The following is a 15,006-nucleotide window of genomic DNA, read 5'->3' on the forward strand; positions in this document are numbered from 1 at the left end:
GTGTTTCACGGCCGAGGAGCCCGATAAGGGCGCATCGACCTCCGACTCACCAGAGGTCGGTGAAGTTGACGACGGTGTTCGACTGGTCGATGGCCGTGAACGCGGAGCGGTTCACCTGAGCCGTGTTGCTCTGGTTCGAGGCGCCGGAGCCGACCGCCTGCTGCTGCGTGGTGGAGGAGTTGCCGCTGTTGTCGTGTCCGACCCCGCTGCCGCTGACGGTTGCCACGCCTGCGTTCGATCCGTTGTCCGCGAAGGCGCCGTTGTCTGCCGCCGCGACACCCGTGAAGAGGGCGGCGGCGAGGGGCAGGGCCGAGACAGCGGCGAGAACACGGGCAGTACGGATGCTTGCCATGTGAATTCCTCCAGAACCAGGTGTACAGAACCAGATGTACGAGCCAGATGTACGAGCCAGTTGCACGAGCTAGACGCACGCACCCGTGCGCACCGGGAAGTACGGCTTGTTCCAAGGCAGTTGGCCGACCGCCTCAGCGTTGTTCACGACGTCGCGAGTCCAGACTTGCCCATCGAATCCCCGGCGAACCACCCCGGAAGCTCTGATTCCCCCTCAAGCGTGAGGACTTGTCGATAAACACCCTTCGTGACAGCAAAACCCCAGCTCAGCCTGGGCCGGGCGACTCAATCCCAGGCGCCGCAAGGGGTGAAGCGTTCCGCCACATTTTCGGCCAATATCCCCCGGGGCCCCGGTGAGCGCCCACGTGCCAGGCGCACCCTTCCTTTTTTCGAACACTCGTACGAAAATAAAGGCATGGCCACCACCGACCGGCAGGCCACGACCGTGGCCCTGGCCCACGCCCTGTCCGCCGCCGAGCGCGGCCTCGCGGTGATCCCGCTGTCCCGGACGAAGCTCCCAGCCCTGCGTTCCCCCCACCGCGCCGCCCCTCACCACGACGCCCCTCACCGCGACGGCCCCGACCACCCCACGACACCCGCCTGCCACGGTGAATGCGGCCGGTTCGGACACGGCGTTTACGACGCCTCGACCGACCCCCGCCGCATCCGCGAGCTCTTCGCCGCCGCTCCCTGGGCCACCGGCTACGGCATCGCCTGCGGGCTCGAACCGCACCACCTCATCGGCGTCGACCTCGACACCAAATCGGGCACGGACTCCTCGACTGCCCTGCGCGAGCTGGCCCTGCGCCACCTGTTCACGATCCCGGAGACCGTAGTCGTCCTGACCCCCAGCGGCGGCCGCCACCTCTGGCTCAGTGGACCGCCGGACGTGGTCGTCCCCAACTCGGCCGGCCGCCTCGCCCCCGGCATCGACATCCGCGGCGCCGGCGGCTACCTGGTCGGCCCCGGCTCACGCACCGACCACGGCGTGTACCGCACGGCTCCGGGCACCGCGCAACTGCCGCCCGCGCCCTGCCCGCGCGCACTTCTGCGCCTGCTCACGCCTCCGCCCCGTACGCACCACCGCACGCCCCCTGCGACCGGCCAACACGGCCAGGGACTCGTCCAGTTCGTGCTCGCCGCCCACGAGGGCCAGCGCAACACCCGCCTCTTCTGGGCCGCTTGCCGCGCCTACGAGAACGGCATCGGCCCGGACCTCGTAGACCCTCTGGTCGCCGCGGCCCGGAGCGCGGGCCTCAGCGAACGCGAGGCCCGCGCGACGATCGCGTCGGCCGCGCGGATGACGGGGCGAGAGACGGGCGGATGACAGGGCGTCGACCCCAGCCTTCGCACCCGTAGTTCGCCTCGAGATGGTCGCTGCGGTCCTCATCAGCGGCCGGTGCGTTCTCAGGAGTAGAAGCCAAGCCAGTACTCGTCATGACCGCATGCGAAGTCATTCGGGCGGTCCACCCGCAGCACCTCATACCGGGCAACAAAAACGTCCAGGGCCTCATGGAGCGAGCAACCGAGATGCTCACGGAGCGTCTCGATGCCGCGGATGATCTGCTTGGCGAGGATCTGGTCATCAGCGACGTCGACTGCGCCACCATCGGTCATGACCGTGATCGAAGTCGATCGGTACCTCGTCTGCAAGCGAATTCGCTGCCGCGGACCACTCGACAGGAGGCCGTGCCCCAACCGTGCCCGATCGAGCGGGAAACCGCGGCGCCCAACGGACACCCGCAGGCACCGCGCAACACGACGGCCCCTGACCGATTGACCTGGTCAGGGGCCGTCAAACCTGCTGCGGTGGGTGTGGGATTTGAACCCACGGTGACATCGCTGCCACGACGGTTTTCAAGACCGGTCGCCACTGAGCCTCGAAGTTACCCCTGGCCAGCACCTTGGGGTCACTGGGTAGTCAAGGGGGCTCATCCTGGCCGCAGGATGGCCGCGAGGTCGGGTGCAGTTCAGGGCTGTACGCGCTCTGCGGCGTGAGCGTTGTCGTCCTTGGCCTGGGCTCGAGTACCGGGGGTGACACAGACGAGGTCGCTGGGTTGAGCCTCACGCCACACGAACCCAGATTTGCACGTGGGGTCGGTGGCGCTGATCCGGCGCTCTGCTGCGTGAGCGTTGTCATCCTTGACCTGGGCGCGAGTACCGGGGGTGACACAGACGAGGTCGCTGGGGGCAGCCTCACGCCACACGAACCCAGATTTGCACGTGACCGACACTGAGGGCAGCTCCGGGACCGCCCCCGCCGCAGTTGGCAGCATGATGCTCCCTGCCACTGCAACTAGAACAGCCGAGGCAACGGTGATCACGCGAGGACGCTTGAGAATACTTGCCATGCTTCGTACTCCCTGTCGTGGGATTTCGGGACTCTCCATCCCGCGTACTCGAACGGTGCACTGACTTGAGAAGACCGTGACCGGGCAGCATCATCGTGGTGCGACATGTACGCAGGGCCCTGACTCCCGAACTGGAGCGCCTCTGCTGTCAGATGAAAGTCGTGCGGCCTGACCAATCACTTCCGCGTATGCCATTGCGATAGCCATAGCGTGCAGACGGTTTATTGGAGATTCCTGCCTCTCCCTACCGGGTCCTGATGCTCAGCATGGCACTTCACTCTTTTGGGTGCATCTTGAGTGATCTGCGAGCGCAGTGCACAGATTCCCCGGTGCTGACAGGCTTGCTGGCCTGTGCGCGTGTCCTCAACCGGCCTTTCTTACGTCACGGTTGTCATCTACACGCCCGGTCGGCACCGCCGAGACTTCGACTGCGAACGCTTCCGTGCGGGTGCTGGCGCGGCCAGCCTTCCCGGCCTCCCCTTCGTTCATGGCGCGCTTCACAGCGCCCACTCGGGCCCTCAGTTCCGCTCGGCTGCGTCCGGCACAAGCCGACTCGTGAAGCCCGCGTCGCGCAGACGCTCGTACGCGGCGGCCACGTCGTCGGGGATGCGCTGCTCAATCATGAACCCCTGCTTGGGGTAGACCATGAGCCGCTGCTGAGCGCCGACCAACATGTCGATCACGAGGCGCGCGTCCTGGATGGAGTCGACATACTCAATCATTGCCATGGGAGTGGACGTGCTCAGCCACTCAACTTCGGGCCACAGTTTGCGCGCCGTGGCGTAGGCCCGGCGTTCCTCGTACGGTTTGCTGACCAATAGGACCGACGAGACGGGGACGCGCCGTGCTTCTAGCAGTGCGCGAGAGAAGCGGATGTTCTCTCCCGTGTTCCGGGCGTGCGGCTCGACGAGGATCGCTTCTCCGGAAACTCCCAGCTCCACCGCTCGCTCGCGGTTAGTGCTCAGCCTCCCCCTGCGGCATGCGGTCACGCGTCGTAAGGCTGGTCGCTCCGGTGAACACGATCAGCGGCACCATGCCGCGGTGGTAGAGATCAGCGGTCGTGTCCGCCACCCCGAGATCGTGGCTGCCGAGCCCGATCGCGACAGAGCATGGGCGCACCTCATGGCCCATCTGCTGGAAGTCCCAGAGCCGTTGAGCGTCGGCCCATGCCTGCGCTGAGATCACTTGCTCTCGCCCTCCGCTTTCGCTGAGTCGGGAACCTCGAAGTCGTAGGTCCATGCAAAGCGCATTGCAGCATGAACCCCGATCGCGAATTCCACCACGGTCCCGTCTGCGGTGAAGGTAGTGCGGTGGAGTTCCACCACCCACTCGTCGGGCGAGAGTTGGAGGAGCTGGGTTTCCTCAGCCGTGGGGACGCGCGCAAACAGCGTCTCCCGCATGTGGTCGATCTCGTATCCGGCGTCGTACAGGACGCGGAAACCGCCGCCTCGCCCGGCTGGGCCCGGCGTGGGGTCGACGATGCGTGTCCCTTCCACGTGCTCGGGACGGTAGTAGCTGGTCAGAGTATGGGTTGGTTGCGAACCTTCCTTGACCACACGCGCACGTGCATAGACGTCGGCACCCTCATGCAAGCCGTGCGCTTTCGCCACGATGGCCTGGCGGGGAGTGGCCCGAGCGGGCGCGCGCGGCATGCGTGGCGCTGGTGACCGCTTCCAAGGCCAACGACAAGGGCAGCTTGGGTGTCCGGCTACTGACTGATCTGCGCGATCACGTCATGGTCGGCATCGATCGCCTGCCCACCGTCGCCATCCTGGACCGGCTCAACGCCCTGGACGACGCCCCGTGGGCCGATCTGCACGGCAAGCCGCTCGACAACCGGCGCCTGTCGAAGATGCTCGCGGAGTACATGACGGCCGACAACGAGCCCATCGGCTCCCGCAACATCAAGACCGCCGGGAGCGTCCTCAAGGGCTACTACGCCGCCGATCTCTGGGACGCATGGGCCCGCTACTGCCCCCCACCCCCGGAAAGTCCGCTACCTCCGCTACCCGGCACCGAAAACATGGTCTGACCTGCGACAACGGGGTAGCGGCAACCGCCACCGCGACCCGCTACCCCGCCGCTACCGCTGCCCCTTCCCGCTACCTCAAACAGGCCCCTGACCTGCGCAGTAGCGGCGGTAGCGGACTTCCTGGAAGGGCCGAACGGCCAGACACGTCGAAGGAGTCACCACCTTGGCCAGCACCAAGATGCTCAAGCTCCCCGAAGTCCTCGAAGAGATCGAGATGAGCCGCGCAGCCTTCTACCGGATGCGCGCCCGCGGCAAGGCACCGAAGCTCATCAAGCTCCCGAACGGGCAGCTCCGTTGCCGTCGCGGTGACTTGGACGCGTGGTGGGCCGAGCACGAGATCGCAGCCTGACCGTTGACCATCCCGAAGGGACCCTGCCAGGCGACGGGGTCCCTTCTCCATGAGGGAGCACGATGCACAGCTATGACGTGCGCGTTTGGAACATCCGCAAGCGCCCCAGCAAGGCCGCTCCGTTCCAACTGCGCTGGCAGGTGGACGGGACGGAACATCAGGAGAAGTTCGCAACCAAGACGCTCGCGGACGCCCGCCGCGCGGAGCTGTTGACCGCGACCCGCACGGGCGAGCCGTTCGACACGGAAACCGGGCTTCCCGTCTCGGAGATGCGCGAGCGCAACCGCACGAGCTGGTACGCCCATGCGCACGCGCACGCCGCGCGGAAGGCCGACCGCAGCGGCAAAGCACCGCGCGAGCATCGCAGAGAGCCTGACCATCGCCACGATGGCCGTGTGCCCGGCGGGGAAGGGACGCCCGGCTGACGAAGTCCTACGCCGCGCGCTCTACCAGTGGGGATTCAACGCCGGCCGCCATGGCCAGGAATTGCCGGAAGCCGAGGCCAAGGCGCTGGCGTGGGTCGAGCGCTACGCGCCGGCCGTGGTCGACCTCGACAGTGCCAAGCGCATGCGCACGGTGCTGGAACACCTGGCCAAGCGCCAGGACGGCAAGCCAGCCGCCGCGAACACCTTCCGGCGCCGCCGCGCTGTGCTGAGCAACTGCCTACGCCTGGCAGTCGAACACGAGTTGCTGCCCGGCAATCCCCTGCTCCGCGTCCACTGGGAGACCCCCAAGGCAGTGGAGGAACTGGACGTACGCAGCGTGGCCACTCCCGCACAAGCACGGGCGCTACTGGACGCCGTCCGCGCGCAGGGCCCGCGCGGTGCTCACCTGGTCGCGTTCTTCGCCTGCATTTACTACGCCGCGATGCGGCCGGAAGAGGTGTCCATGCTGAGCCCTGACCAGTGCGACCTACCCGAGGAAGGGTGGGGTCGGCTCATGCTCGCCGGCGCCCGCCCGCAGGTGGGTTCCGCCTGGACCGACGATGGCAAGCCGTACGAGGAACGACAGTTGAAGCACCGGGCCCGCCGCGCGGTCCGGCCCGTGCCCATTCCGCCGGTCCTGGTCGCCATCCTGCGCGCCCACCTCGAAGCGTTCGGCACCACGGCCGAAGGTCAACTGTTCAGCGCGGTACGCGGCGGTCCGGTCCGCTCGCAGGAATACGGCGCGGTGTGGAAGGAGGCTCGCAGGAAGGCGCTCACCGTCGCGCAGGTGGCCTCTCCGCTGGCCGCCATCCCGTACGACCTACGGCACGCCTGCGTGTCGTTTTGGCTCCGCTCCGGGGTGAGCCTTGCCGAGACGGCACGGCGTGCGGGGCAGAGCGTCGCCGTCCTCCAGCGCTACTACGCCAAGGTGTTGGACGGCGAGGAAGCCAAGATGAACGCCCTGATTGAGCAGGGGTTGGCGGAGCAGGAGGAGGATGCCGACGGCGCGTGAATCCTGGCCGCAGGTTGGCCGCACGCACTGGTCAGAGGTGGGATACCGCCGAATCAAGGTGAGACACGGTGCACGCACAAGGGGTGCCTCTCTGGAGAGTGGCACCCCTTGTGACCTGCGAGCCTCTGACCTGCTGCGGTGGGTGTGGGATTTGAACCCACGGTGACATCGCTGCCACGACGGTTTTCAAGACCGTTCCCTTAGGCCGCTCGGGCAACCCACCCCGCGCCGCCCACGATTGTTGGTGGCGCGGGGACAAGACTAACCGGTCAGCTGTCGCCCTCGCGCTGTCCGAGGGTGACCTCGGCGGTCTGGGTCTTTCCGTCGCGCGTGTACGTGAGCTTGACGACGTCGCCGGGCTGGTGGGTCCAGATCTCGCCGATGAGGGTCGGGCCGCTGTCGATCACCTGGTCGTCGAGCTTGGTGATGACGTCGCCGGGCTTGAGGCCGGCCTTGTCGGCCGGGCCGCCGGAGGTGACGGCGGCGGAGCCGCTCGCGCCTTCCTCGGTGATCTTCGCGCCGCCGGTGCCCTCTTCGAGGGAGACCGACGCGCCGATCACCGGGTAGACCGGCTCGCCCGTCTTGATCAGCTGCTGGGCGACGTGCTTCGCCGAGTTGATCGGGATGGCGAAGCCCAGACCGATCGAGCCGGACTGGCTCGTGTCGCCCAGGCCGCCGCCGCTCGTCGACTGAATCGCCGAGTTAATGCCGATGACAGCGCCCTGCGCGTCCAGGAGGGGGCCGCCGGAGTTGCCCGGGTTGATCGAGGCGTCGGTCTGCAGAGCGCTCATGTACGAGGCCTTGCTGCTGGCGCTGCCGTCGCTGGAAGCCACCGGGCGGTTCTTGGCGCTGATGATGCCCGTGGTCACCGTGTTGGAGAGGCCGAAGGGCGCGCCGATCGCGATCGTGGAGTCGCCGACGGCCACCTTGTCGGAGTCGCCGAGAGCGAGCGGCTGAAGGTTCGACGGGGCGTTCTCGAGCTTGATGACCGCGACGTCGTAACCCTGTGCGTGGCCGACCACGTCGGCGTTGTACTTCTTGCCGTTGGGGAAGGTCGCGGTGACCTTGCCGCCGTCGACCGCGTCCGCCACGACGTGGTTGTTGGTGAGGATGTGGCCCTGCTTGTCGAAGACGAAGCCGGTGCCCGTGCCACCCTCGCCGCTGCTGCTCTGGGCCTCGATGGTGACCGTGCTCGGCAGCGCCTTGGCGGCCACGCCCGCGACGGTGCCCGCGTCGCGCTTGAGGGTGCCGCCACTGTCCGCGGCGGAGACCGTCGTCGAGTCGGTGGAGTCGTCGTTGTCCTTGGCCAGCGAATAGCCGATGCCGCCGCCGACGCCGCCCGCGACCAGTGCGGCCGCCAGGATCGCGGCGACCAGGCCGCCGCGCCCCGACTTGGGCTTCGGCGCGGGCTGCTCGTAGGAGGAGCCCCAGCCGCCGGCTCCCGAGCCGCCGCCGTCCGCGTACGACGGGGTGGCGGGCGGCGGAGGCGGCCAGCCTGCCTCGGCGGCGGAGGCCGGTGCCCCGGCGCCGTATCCCTGTGGGTCAGGGGTTCCGGCGCCCACGGACGCGTACGCCGACTCGGGCTCCTGCACGCCGGGGGCGCTCGGAGGCACCGCCGGGATCGGAGCGGTCGGTGCGCCCTCTCCGGGCGCAGCGGTCCGCGCGGAAGCAGCGGGAGTTTCCACCGGCACAGGAGGTGCGGACGGGGCCGGGGGGACTGCGGTGCCCTCGTTCTCGGTGCTCACAGCTCTTCTCCTCGATCCACGGCTGTTGTTCTCGGTCGCACTCGGTCACGCTCACTCACGCTTGTCGATGGCCCGGCGCGATTCAGCTGTGCATGTGCTTTTGTACGTGGTCAGCTTTTCCCACGGGACGTCAGGGCACCATAAACGGTGGCTGTGGGTCCTCGACCATCCTTTATATCGGACCTTTCGGGCGTAACAGATAAATTCCTGGCGTCTCCCACCCCACGCCTGCCCCGCGGCGGTGGCACCATGACGCGGTGACCCACGCACGACAGCACCCGATCCAGGTCGTCGCCCATCGCGGAGCCTCCGACGAGGCCCCCGAGCACACCCTGGCCGCGTACAAGAAGGCGATCGAGGACGGTGCCGACGCCCTCGAGTGCGATGTCCGGCTGACCGCGGACGGACACCTCGTGTGCGTCCATGACCGCCGGATCAACCGTACGTCCAACGGCCGCGGAGCGGTCTCGGCCCTGGAGCTCGCCGAGCTCGCGGCGCTGGATTTCGGCGCCTGGAGGAACCGCGACGAGGCCCCCGACTGGGAGTACGGCCCCGGAGACCCCGAGGACACCTCCGTCCTCACCTTGGAGCGGCTGCTCGAACTCGTCGCCGACGCTGGTCGCCGCGTGGAACTGGCCATCGAGACCAAGCACCCCACCCGCTGGGCCGGCCAGGTCGAGGACCGGCTGCTGTTCCTCCTGAAGCGCTTCGGCCTGGACTCCCCGGAGAGCGCCGCCACCTCGCCCGTACGCGTCATGAGCTTCTCGGCGCGCTCCCTGCACCGCATCCGGGCCGCGTCCCCGACGCTGCCGACGGTCTATCTGCTGCAGTTCATCTCGCCCCGGCTGCGCGACGGGCGACTGCCCGCGGGTGTCCGGATCGCAGGCCCCTCGATGCGGATCGTGCGCAATCACCCCGGGTACATCGAACGACTGAAACGAGCCGGGCACCAGGTGCACGTATGGACCGTGAACCAGCCCGAGGACGTCGATCTCTGCGTTGAGCTGGGCATTGACGCCATCATCACCAACCGCCCGCGCGCGGTACTGAGCCAGCTCGGCCGCTGACCTCACCACGCCTGCGCCGGAGGCGCATCGCCAAAACACAGAAGACCACCGTCGAAATCCAGCCAGCTGATGACAGGGAGTGCCCCGGCGCGTTCGGTCCGTATTCGATTGTTACGAGTGCGTCAGGACACGTGGATCGGCCGGTTTCCGGTCCAGGCCGAAGGGGCATCCACACCGTGGCGTGGGGCAAAGGAGGTCTCGGGGGTGGCGTTGGTGGTGGCACAGGAGGTGCCCACGTCGTCGAGCATGGCCGTACCCCATGGCCCTGCGGGCGTGGGGACAGCAAGGCATCGGATGCGGGATCAGCTGCGCACCGGTGGAGTGGCGGAATCGGTCATCGACGATGCCGTACTGATCCTTTCCGAACTGCTGAGCAACGCGTGCCGGCACGGCAGGCCACTCGGCGACGCGCTGGCGGGTGACGGCGACGTCCGGGCCGCGTGGCGCGTCGACGCGGCCGGAAGACTCATCGTCGAGGTGACGGACGGCGGTGGTCCGACCCGCCCGGTTCCGGCCACGCCCTCGGTCACCGCCCACGGCGGCCGCGGGCTGAACATCATCACAGCACTGGCCAAGGACTGGGGCGTACGGGACGACGCCCCCGGAGAGGTCACGGTGTGGGTCGTCGTCCAGGAAAACGTGGACGACTCGGCGGGCGGGTACCGACATGACGAGTTCGCTACGCGCGTCACGCCGCCGCCCCCGCGACGGCCACCGCACATGCCGGACGCGGGGATACCCGAGCTGGACTTCGCGGACGCCTTCGACGACCTGGACTGAGAACGACCTGGACTGAGAACGGCTTGGACTCACAAGGGCTTGGACTCACCAGGGCTTGGACTGAGGACGAGTCCGGCTGAGACCTACGGCTGAGAAAACGACTGGGCCCGAGCCCTACTCGGGCCAAGAACTACTCGGGTCGAAACGTATGAGCTGAGGCGCCTTGTCCACAGGTTCCCGTCCGCCGTCGCACGAACGGCTAGGCTCGCGCCGTACGAGACGAGCCGTGATCGGGAGACACCCACGATGGCCAAGAAGCGACCCCAGACGAAGGCCAAGCAGCCTCAGATCAGCGACGGGGCTGAAGGAAACTTTCCGGTTGTCGGCGCTCGCGAACCCTGCCCCTGTGGCAGCGGCCGCCGCTACAAGGCCTGCCACGGCCGAGCGGCCGCGCACGCGGTGACCGAGCTGGTGCAGCGCCCCTTCGAGGGCCTGCCGGGCGAGGCCGACTGGATCGCGCTGCGCGAGCTGGTGCCCGCCGCGACCGTCGAGCTGAAGCTCAAGAAGAGCCTCCCCGAGGGTGTCCCCTCGGTCACGCTCGCCACCGTCCTGCCGATGGCCTGGCCCGCGCTGCGCCGCGACGACGGCTCGGTCCTGCTCGGTCTGCAGAACGACACGGCGTCCGGCGACATCAGCCGAGACCTCGCCGACACCCTCCAGCGCGCGCTCACCGCGACGCCCGGCACCCCGGTCCCGGGCCGCCGCGCCCCGGCCGACGGCCCGCGACTGCAGGAGCTGCTCGACCCCGAAGGCACGTTCGAGCCAGTTGTGCACGCGGGCTTCGAATTCTGGGTCCCGGACGCCGAGCACTCGACACCCGAGGTGGCCGCCTCCCTGGAGCGGGCCAACGCCGCGGCCATCCCCACCGTGAAGCTCTCCGGCGTCGACGCGGCGTACTGGTGCGAGACCCCGGACAAGAACCACCTGCGCTGGGTCATGCCGTACCCCGAGGAGCAGCTTCTGGACGCTCTCGCGCGGCTGCACGCGGCCGGTCGGTCGAGCCTCGGTGAGGGCACCCGCCTGGTCGGCTCCTTCCGTGCGCACGGGCTCACCGTGCCGGTCTGGGATCTGCCGTCCGGCGTCACGGCCGACGACGTCGAAAAGCCGGCGGCCGAGTTCGCCGAGCGCCTCGCGACCGCCCTGGCCACGGACGCGCCGCTGACCGCGGACGAGCGCCGGGCCCGCGGCGGCCTCACCAACCGACAGGTCACACTCAGCTGACACACAGGACAGGAACTGACCGACCAGTCAGCTGGTCGGGGTCTCACGGAACAAGTGACCCCTGTCACAACTCCCGGTCGTGACAGGTAAATCCCTGTCCGAATAGCCGAGATCGAATTTGCGAACCGCCGATCTCTTGTTACCGTTCGAGTAGCCCGGTTGCTGGTGCATCCCCCGTCGCCAGCAACCGGGTCTTTCCATGTACGGATCCACGTACGGATCCATGTGCGGTTTCTGTATGGATCCCCGGGTGACGTCAACCGCCTTGCTACGGCGCCGAGTTGCTCCCCGAGCGCAACAAAAGCGGTCCATACCCGTCGCCCTTCGAGAACTCCGCGACCGCCGTGTACGCCGCGTACGCCCCCATGTCACCCGCCGTGCGCTCCCTGGGCGTCTCGCATACCCCGGGGTCGTCCTGTGCGTCCACCACGCAGTTGATCTGCACCGTGTGACCGCCGGGCCCCAGGAGGCTCAGCGCGGAGCTCAGCCCGTCGCCGGTCGCGTTGCGGTAGTAGGTACGCGCCCAGGTCTCCTCCCCCTGGGTCAGGACACACGTCTGCGCCTCGATGCCGTCCGGCGAGGAGAGTTCGGGGCCGCACCGAGCGGCGGTGGCCAGGCCGAGGCCCAGCAGCCGGGGCGAGGGCGTGGGCGTGGGCGCGGGAGTCGACCCCTTGTCGTCGCCATCGCCATCGCCATCGCCGACGCCGACGCCGACGTCCTCGACGTCATCGACGTGTTCGGATGCACGTACAAGCGCAGGGGTCGCGTCGCCGACCGGTCCTGCGGATGCCACGGCCAGCGGCAGGGCGATCGTGAACGCCACGGCGATCGCCAGCGCCACCAGGCGAACTTTTCGGGGGTCCGGGGGGCGCTCCCCGGGATGACGCAGCATGAGGGGCAACATAACGAGCGCGGGTGGGCGCGCGGCTCACCGCGCGCCGGGCACGCTACAACTCGGGCGCGCTCACACCCGTACGAGTGAGTGCCTCCACCACGGCATCCACCACGGCCTCCACGTCGGGCACCCAGGGCGCCGCGGAGCCGGGCAGTGGTGCCCGCTCCCAGCGGATCTGGCCCAGGCCGGTCTCGGACGGGGGCAGTGCGATGTAGCCGCCCTCCCCGTGGAAGCGCAGAGACCCGGGCACGAAGTCCTGGGCATAGAGGAGCTCGCCGAGCTGCTCCATCGAATACGGCGCCACGAGAATCGCCCAGCGCGTGGGGGCAGCGACGACCGGGCCGAGGCGCATGCCCTTGCCGTCGAGCGCGTCGAGCGCGCGGGCCGCCGCGAGGGCGGGCAGGCTCACCGCGCAGGGGGCCTTGCCTCCGGTGGCCAGCACGATCGGTGCCGACGGCCGGTTGGTCCACCACCAGCGCACCATGCGCTCGTCGGTGGTGGCCGCGAGGAGGCCGGGGTCGAAGGGATGAGCACCGGGCACCGTGCACTCCGGGTCCGGGCACCCGCAGTGGGCACGCCCCTGCGGGTCCGGTGCCACACCCGGGAGTACGGGCCACTGCCAATCGGTCGCGAAGGTCAGGGCCGCGCTGAGCATCTCAGGCCTGCCGTTGTTTCGCCTGGACAGGAGCCTGCGTCGCCTTCCGAGGATCTCGCGCATGAGCGCTCGTTCCTTTCCGTTGCACGCCTGGCAACACCGTGGATCACATCACACCATGTGTCGATCACTTCACTGTGCGTACCTGCTGGCGCATCACACCCTTGTGCGAGACAAGGGGAACCCATCTGGGCCGAGCGTTGGCTGCGTCCGCGTCCATACTGCGTCTGTCTAAAGCATGGGCATGGCGTGGGGTGGCGGCGCCTGGCGTTTCTCGTCCCGCGTATTTCTTGCCGCCTCCGCCACGGGAGGATGGGGCACGGTCGTCGGTGGTTAAGACGCCCGGGTCCGTTGCCAGGTTCCGGGCGGATCCCAACCACCCCTGGCCTTCACCGAGTACGTACCCAACACGACCGCTGTGACGCTCCGTCGAACTAGGCCAGTCGACCTCAATAACCCGTTACCCGAGTCAGTTTTAAGCCAACTTCACTTTCCCGCAAGAGCCTCACCAGAGTCTCACGGACACCAGGAATCCCAGCAGGACAATGCTGGACATCTCCTCACGAGTGCGTGTACATGTGGAGACACCGCTAGCGGCGCAGAACGACATGGGGGTTTGCGATGCTATTGAGCAATACGCACCGGTCGGAAAGCCGGACGCCATGAACGCCCCTCACCTTCCGAAAGTGGCCGGAATCGATTCCACGGTTCCCTCGCCCGCACACACTGTCGCGCCGACGTCTTCCGTCACGGGTACCTCTTCGGCCACCTCATCCACCGGCCCAGGAGCTGTATCCACCGGCCCAGGAGCCGTTCTGCAAGATCGTCTCGCGGGGTGGGTATCCGATCTCACCACGCTCCACGAGCTCACCGAGCGCTTGGTGCGCACCGCCACACTGAGCGACGCACTCCAGGAACTGCTACGCGCCGGAGCCGCCCTCGTGGGCGCCCGGCGCGGTCTCGTCGTCATGGAACCGGGCGACGGACTCGGCCCCGACACGACGATCGGCCTGGGTCTCGCACGGGCCGATCTCGGCCACATCGAGACGGTCCCGCGCAGCTGCATGTCGTACGGGAAGATCCTGGACGGACTCCCGGGCGGCGACGGCGAGATCGCGCAGCCGGATCTCTTCTCCGAGGACGGGCTCGACCCCCGCCACCGCGAGGTGGCCGCCCGGCTCGGCTACGCGGCGAGCTACGCGCTGCCCCTGTCCACCGAGGCAGCCGGCCGCCTCGGCGCCGCCGTATGGCTCTACGACGAGCCCGCCGAGCCGGTGGAACGCCAGCGACATCTCATCGGCCTCTACGCCCGGTACGCGACCGAGCACCTGGCACGGCTGCTGGAACTGGTCCGCACGCGCGCGTGCATGACGACGATCTCCGAGGAACTGCTTCCGCCGCGGCTGCCCCGGGTCTGCGGCGTGCAGCTCGCGGCCCGGCACCGCACGGGTCCGCGCGGCGGCGGCGACTGGTACGACGCGCTGCCGTTGCCCGACGCCACGCTCGGCCTGGCGGTCGGCTCCGTCACCGGTTCCGGACCCAGCGCGCTCGCGGCGATGGGCCGCCTGAGGGCGTCCCTGCGGGCGTACGCCGTGATGGAGGGCGAGGACCCCGTCGCCGTTCTGTCCGACCTCGAGCTGCTGCTGAGGCTGACCGAGCCCGCCCGCTCGGCGACGGCCCTGTTCGCGTACTGCGAGCCCGCGGCGCGCAAGATCACGATGGCCGGCGCCGGGCACAGCCCGCCCCTGGTGATCGGCGCGCGGCGCACCGAGTTCGTGGAGACCTCCCTGTCCGCGCCCCTGGGGATGCTCGCCTGCTGGGAGGCGCCCAGCGTGGAGCTGTGCGCGGAGCCCGGCGAGACCGTGCTGCTGTACACGGACGGACTGCTGCACCGCACCGGTGACGCCATGGACCGCGCCTTCGCCCGGTTGCACGCGGCGGCGGCGAGCGTCCCGCGGGGGATGCGCGACGACCCGGGCGCCGTCGCCGATCACGTCCTGCGGAGTGTGCTGCCGGACGGGCTCGACGAGGCCGACTCCGAGGAGGATGTGGTGTTGCTGGCGGCGCGCTTCGAGTGAGCCGTAGGTAACAGGTCTTCCCGCCCTGGGCCTTCTCCTGTACGA

Annotated in this window: 13 protein-coding genes, 2 tRNA genes and 3 pseudogenes; 9 read left to right on the top strand and 9 right to left on the bottom strand. The window is 68.6% G+C overall.

Features of this window, described 5'->3' with window-relative positions:
• Positions 1-46: 46 nt before the first annotated feature.
• On the bottom strand, positions 47-352 hold the full coding sequence (locus ACX28W_RS05660; RefSeq protein WP_458997632.1) for a hypothetical protein: 306 nt from the start codon (positions 350-352) through the stop codon (positions 47-49).
• 414 nt (positions 353-766) lie between these two features.
• Here ACX28W_RS05660 and ACX28W_RS05665 point away from each other — a divergent pair, with 414 nt between their 5' ends.
• Positions 767-1,678 (top strand): bifunctional DNA primase/polymerase, encoded by a 912-nt coding sequence (locus ACX28W_RS05665; RefSeq protein WP_458997633.1) that lies wholly within the window; start codon positions 767-769, stop codon positions 1,676-1,678.
• Between the two features lie 80 nt (positions 1,679-1,758).
• Here the strand turns inward: ACX28W_RS05665 and ACX28W_RS05670 are convergent, their stop codons facing one another.
• From ACX28W_RS05670 to ACX28W_RS05685, 4 genes and pseudogenes are all read right to left on the bottom strand, one after another.
• Positions 1,759-1,968, bottom strand: a complete 210-nt coding sequence (locus ACX28W_RS05670) for a hypothetical protein (RefSeq protein ID WP_458997634.1) — start codon at positions 1,966-1,968, stop codon at positions 1,759-1,761.
• Between the two features lie 193 nt (positions 1,969-2,161).
• A tRNA-OTHER gene (locus ACX28W_RS05675) sits at positions 2,162-2,243 on the bottom strand.
• Between the two features lie 977 nt (positions 2,244-3,220).
• A pseudogene (locus ACX28W_RS05680) lies at positions 3,221-3,887 on the bottom strand (YdcF family protein).
• Positions 3,884-4,318, bottom strand: a pseudogene (locus ACX28W_RS05685) (UTRA domain-containing protein); the annotation flags it as partial. The pseudogenes ACX28W_RS05680 and ACX28W_RS05685, both read right to left, overlap by 4 nt.
• Positions 4,319-4,320: 2 nt before the next feature.
• On the opposite strand from ACX28W_RS05685, the pseudogene ACX28W_RS05690 reads away from it, so the two are divergent.
• The 4 genes and pseudogenes from ACX28W_RS05690 to ACX28W_RS05705 all read left to right on the top strand — a co-directional run.
• Positions 4,321-4,734 (top strand): annotated as a pseudogene (locus ACX28W_RS05690) (DUF3631 domain-containing protein); the annotation flags it as partial.
• Between the two features lie 163 nt (positions 4,735-4,897).
• Positions 4,898-5,083: a helix-turn-helix transcriptional regulator gene (locus ACX28W_RS05695; protein WP_458997635.1), complete on the top strand. Its 186-nt coding sequence runs from the start codon at positions 4,898-4,900 to the stop codon at positions 5,081-5,083.
• A 62-nt stretch (positions 5,084-5,145) separates the two neighbouring features.
• A complete protein-coding gene (locus tag ACX28W_RS05700; RefSeq protein ID WP_458997636.1) occupies positions 5,146-5,508 on the top strand; it encodes a hypothetical protein in 363 nt (120 codons plus the stop codon).
• Entirely contained in the window at positions 5,471-6,520 is a 1,050-nt protein-coding gene (locus ACX28W_RS05705) for a tyrosine-type recombinase/integrase (protein ID WP_458997637.1), read from the top strand. Before ACX28W_RS05700 ends, ACX28W_RS05705 begins: the two co-directional genes overlap by 38 nt.
• Positions 6,521-6,656: 136 nt before the next feature.
• Here ACX28W_RS05705 and ACX28W_RS05710 read toward each other — a convergent pair.
• Both ACX28W_RS05710 and ACX28W_RS05715 read right to left on the bottom strand, forming a co-directional pair.
• A tRNA-Ser gene (locus ACX28W_RS05710) sits at positions 6,657-6,743 on the bottom strand.
• 46 nt (positions 6,744-6,789) lie between these two features.
• Positions 6,790-8,265: a S1C family serine protease gene (locus tag ACX28W_RS05715; RefSeq protein WP_458997638.1), complete on the bottom strand. Its 1,476-nt coding sequence runs from the start codon at positions 8,263-8,265 to the stop codon at positions 6,790-6,792.
• Positions 8,266-8,522: 257 nt separating this feature from the next.
• Here ACX28W_RS05715 and ACX28W_RS05720 point away from each other — a divergent pair, with 257 nt between their 5' ends.
• The 3 genes from ACX28W_RS05720 (at position 8,523) to ACX28W_RS05730 (ending at position 11,333) form a co-directional block, all read left to right on the top strand.
• Positions 8,523-9,332, top strand: coding sequence for a glycerophosphodiester phosphodiesterase (locus ACX28W_RS05720; RefSeq protein WP_458997639.1), 810 nt, complete (start codon positions 8,523-8,525; stop codon positions 9,330-9,332).
• Between the two features lie 117 nt (positions 9,333-9,449).
• Positions 9,450-10,112, top strand: coding sequence for an ATP-binding protein (locus tag ACX28W_RS05725; protein WP_458997640.1), 663 nt, complete (start codon positions 9,450-9,452; stop codon positions 10,110-10,112).
• Between the two features lie 246 nt (positions 10,113-10,358).
• Positions 10,359-11,333, top strand: a complete 975-nt coding sequence (locus tag ACX28W_RS05730) for a DUF5926 family protein (protein WP_458997641.1) — start codon at positions 10,359-10,361, stop codon at positions 11,331-11,333.
• A 268-nt stretch (positions 11,334-11,601) separates the two neighbouring features.
• On the opposite strand, the gene ACX28W_RS05735 is transcribed toward ACX28W_RS05730, so the two are convergent.
• Complete coding sequence (locus ACX28W_RS05735) at positions 11,602-12,225, bottom strand: hypothetical protein (RefSeq protein ID WP_458997642.1); 624 nt, start codon at positions 12,223-12,225, stop codon at positions 11,602-11,604.
• 55 nt (positions 12,226-12,280) lie between these two features.
• Positions 12,281-12,946: a bifunctional DNA primase/polymerase gene (locus tag ACX28W_RS05740; protein WP_458997643.1), complete on the bottom strand. Its 666-nt coding sequence runs from the start codon at positions 12,944-12,946 to the stop codon at positions 12,281-12,283.
• A 482-nt stretch (positions 12,947-13,428) separates the two neighbouring features.
• Here ACX28W_RS05740 and ACX28W_RS05745 point away from each other — a divergent pair, with 482 nt between their 5' ends.
• Positions 13,429-14,961, top strand: coding sequence for a PP2C family protein-serine/threonine phosphatase (locus tag ACX28W_RS05745; RefSeq protein WP_458997644.1), 1,533 nt, complete (start codon positions 13,429-13,431; stop codon positions 14,959-14,961).
• Positions 14,962-15,006 lie beyond the last annotated feature (45 nt).

It is taken from the genome of Streptomyces sp. SD15 (assembly GCF_054462255.1).

Excerpts from the sequence above, each read along its gene's own strand:
- ACX28W_RS05660 (WP_458997632.1), bottom strand. The coding sequence starts at position 352 with ATGGCAAGCATCCGTACTGCCCGTGTTCTCGCCGCTGTCTCGGCCCTG.
- ACX28W_RS05665 (WP_458997633.1), top strand. The coding sequence starts at position 767 with ATGGCCACCACCGACCGGCAGGCCACGACCGTGGCCCTGGCCCACGCC.
- ACX28W_RS05670 (WP_458997634.1), bottom strand. The coding sequence starts at position 1,968 with ATGACCGATGGTGGCGCAGTCGACGTCGCTGATGACCAGATCCTCGCC.
- ACX28W_RS05700 (WP_458997636.1), top strand. The coding sequence starts at position 5,146 with ATGCACAGCTATGACGTGCGCGTTTGGAACATCCGCAAGCGCCCCAGC.
- ACX28W_RS05705 (WP_458997637.1), top strand. The coding sequence starts at position 5,471 with ATGGCCGTGTGCCCGGCGGGGAAGGGACGCCCGGCTGACGAAGTCCTA.
- ACX28W_RS05730 (WP_458997641.1), top strand. The coding sequence starts at position 10,359 with ATGGCCAAGAAGCGACCCCAGACGAAGGCCAAGCAGCCTCAGATCAGC.
- ACX28W_RS05735 (WP_458997642.1), bottom strand. The coding sequence starts at position 12,225 with ATGCTGCGTCATCCCGGGGAGCGCCCCCCGGACCCCCGAAAAGTTCGC.
- ACX28W_RS05740 (WP_458997643.1), bottom strand. The coding sequence starts at position 12,946 with ATGCGCGAGATCCTCGGAAGGCGACGCAGGCTCCTGTCCAGGCGAAAC.
- ACX28W_RS05745 (WP_458997644.1), top strand. The coding sequence starts at position 13,429 with ATGCTGGACATCTCCTCACGAGTGCGTGTACATGTGGAGACACCGCTA.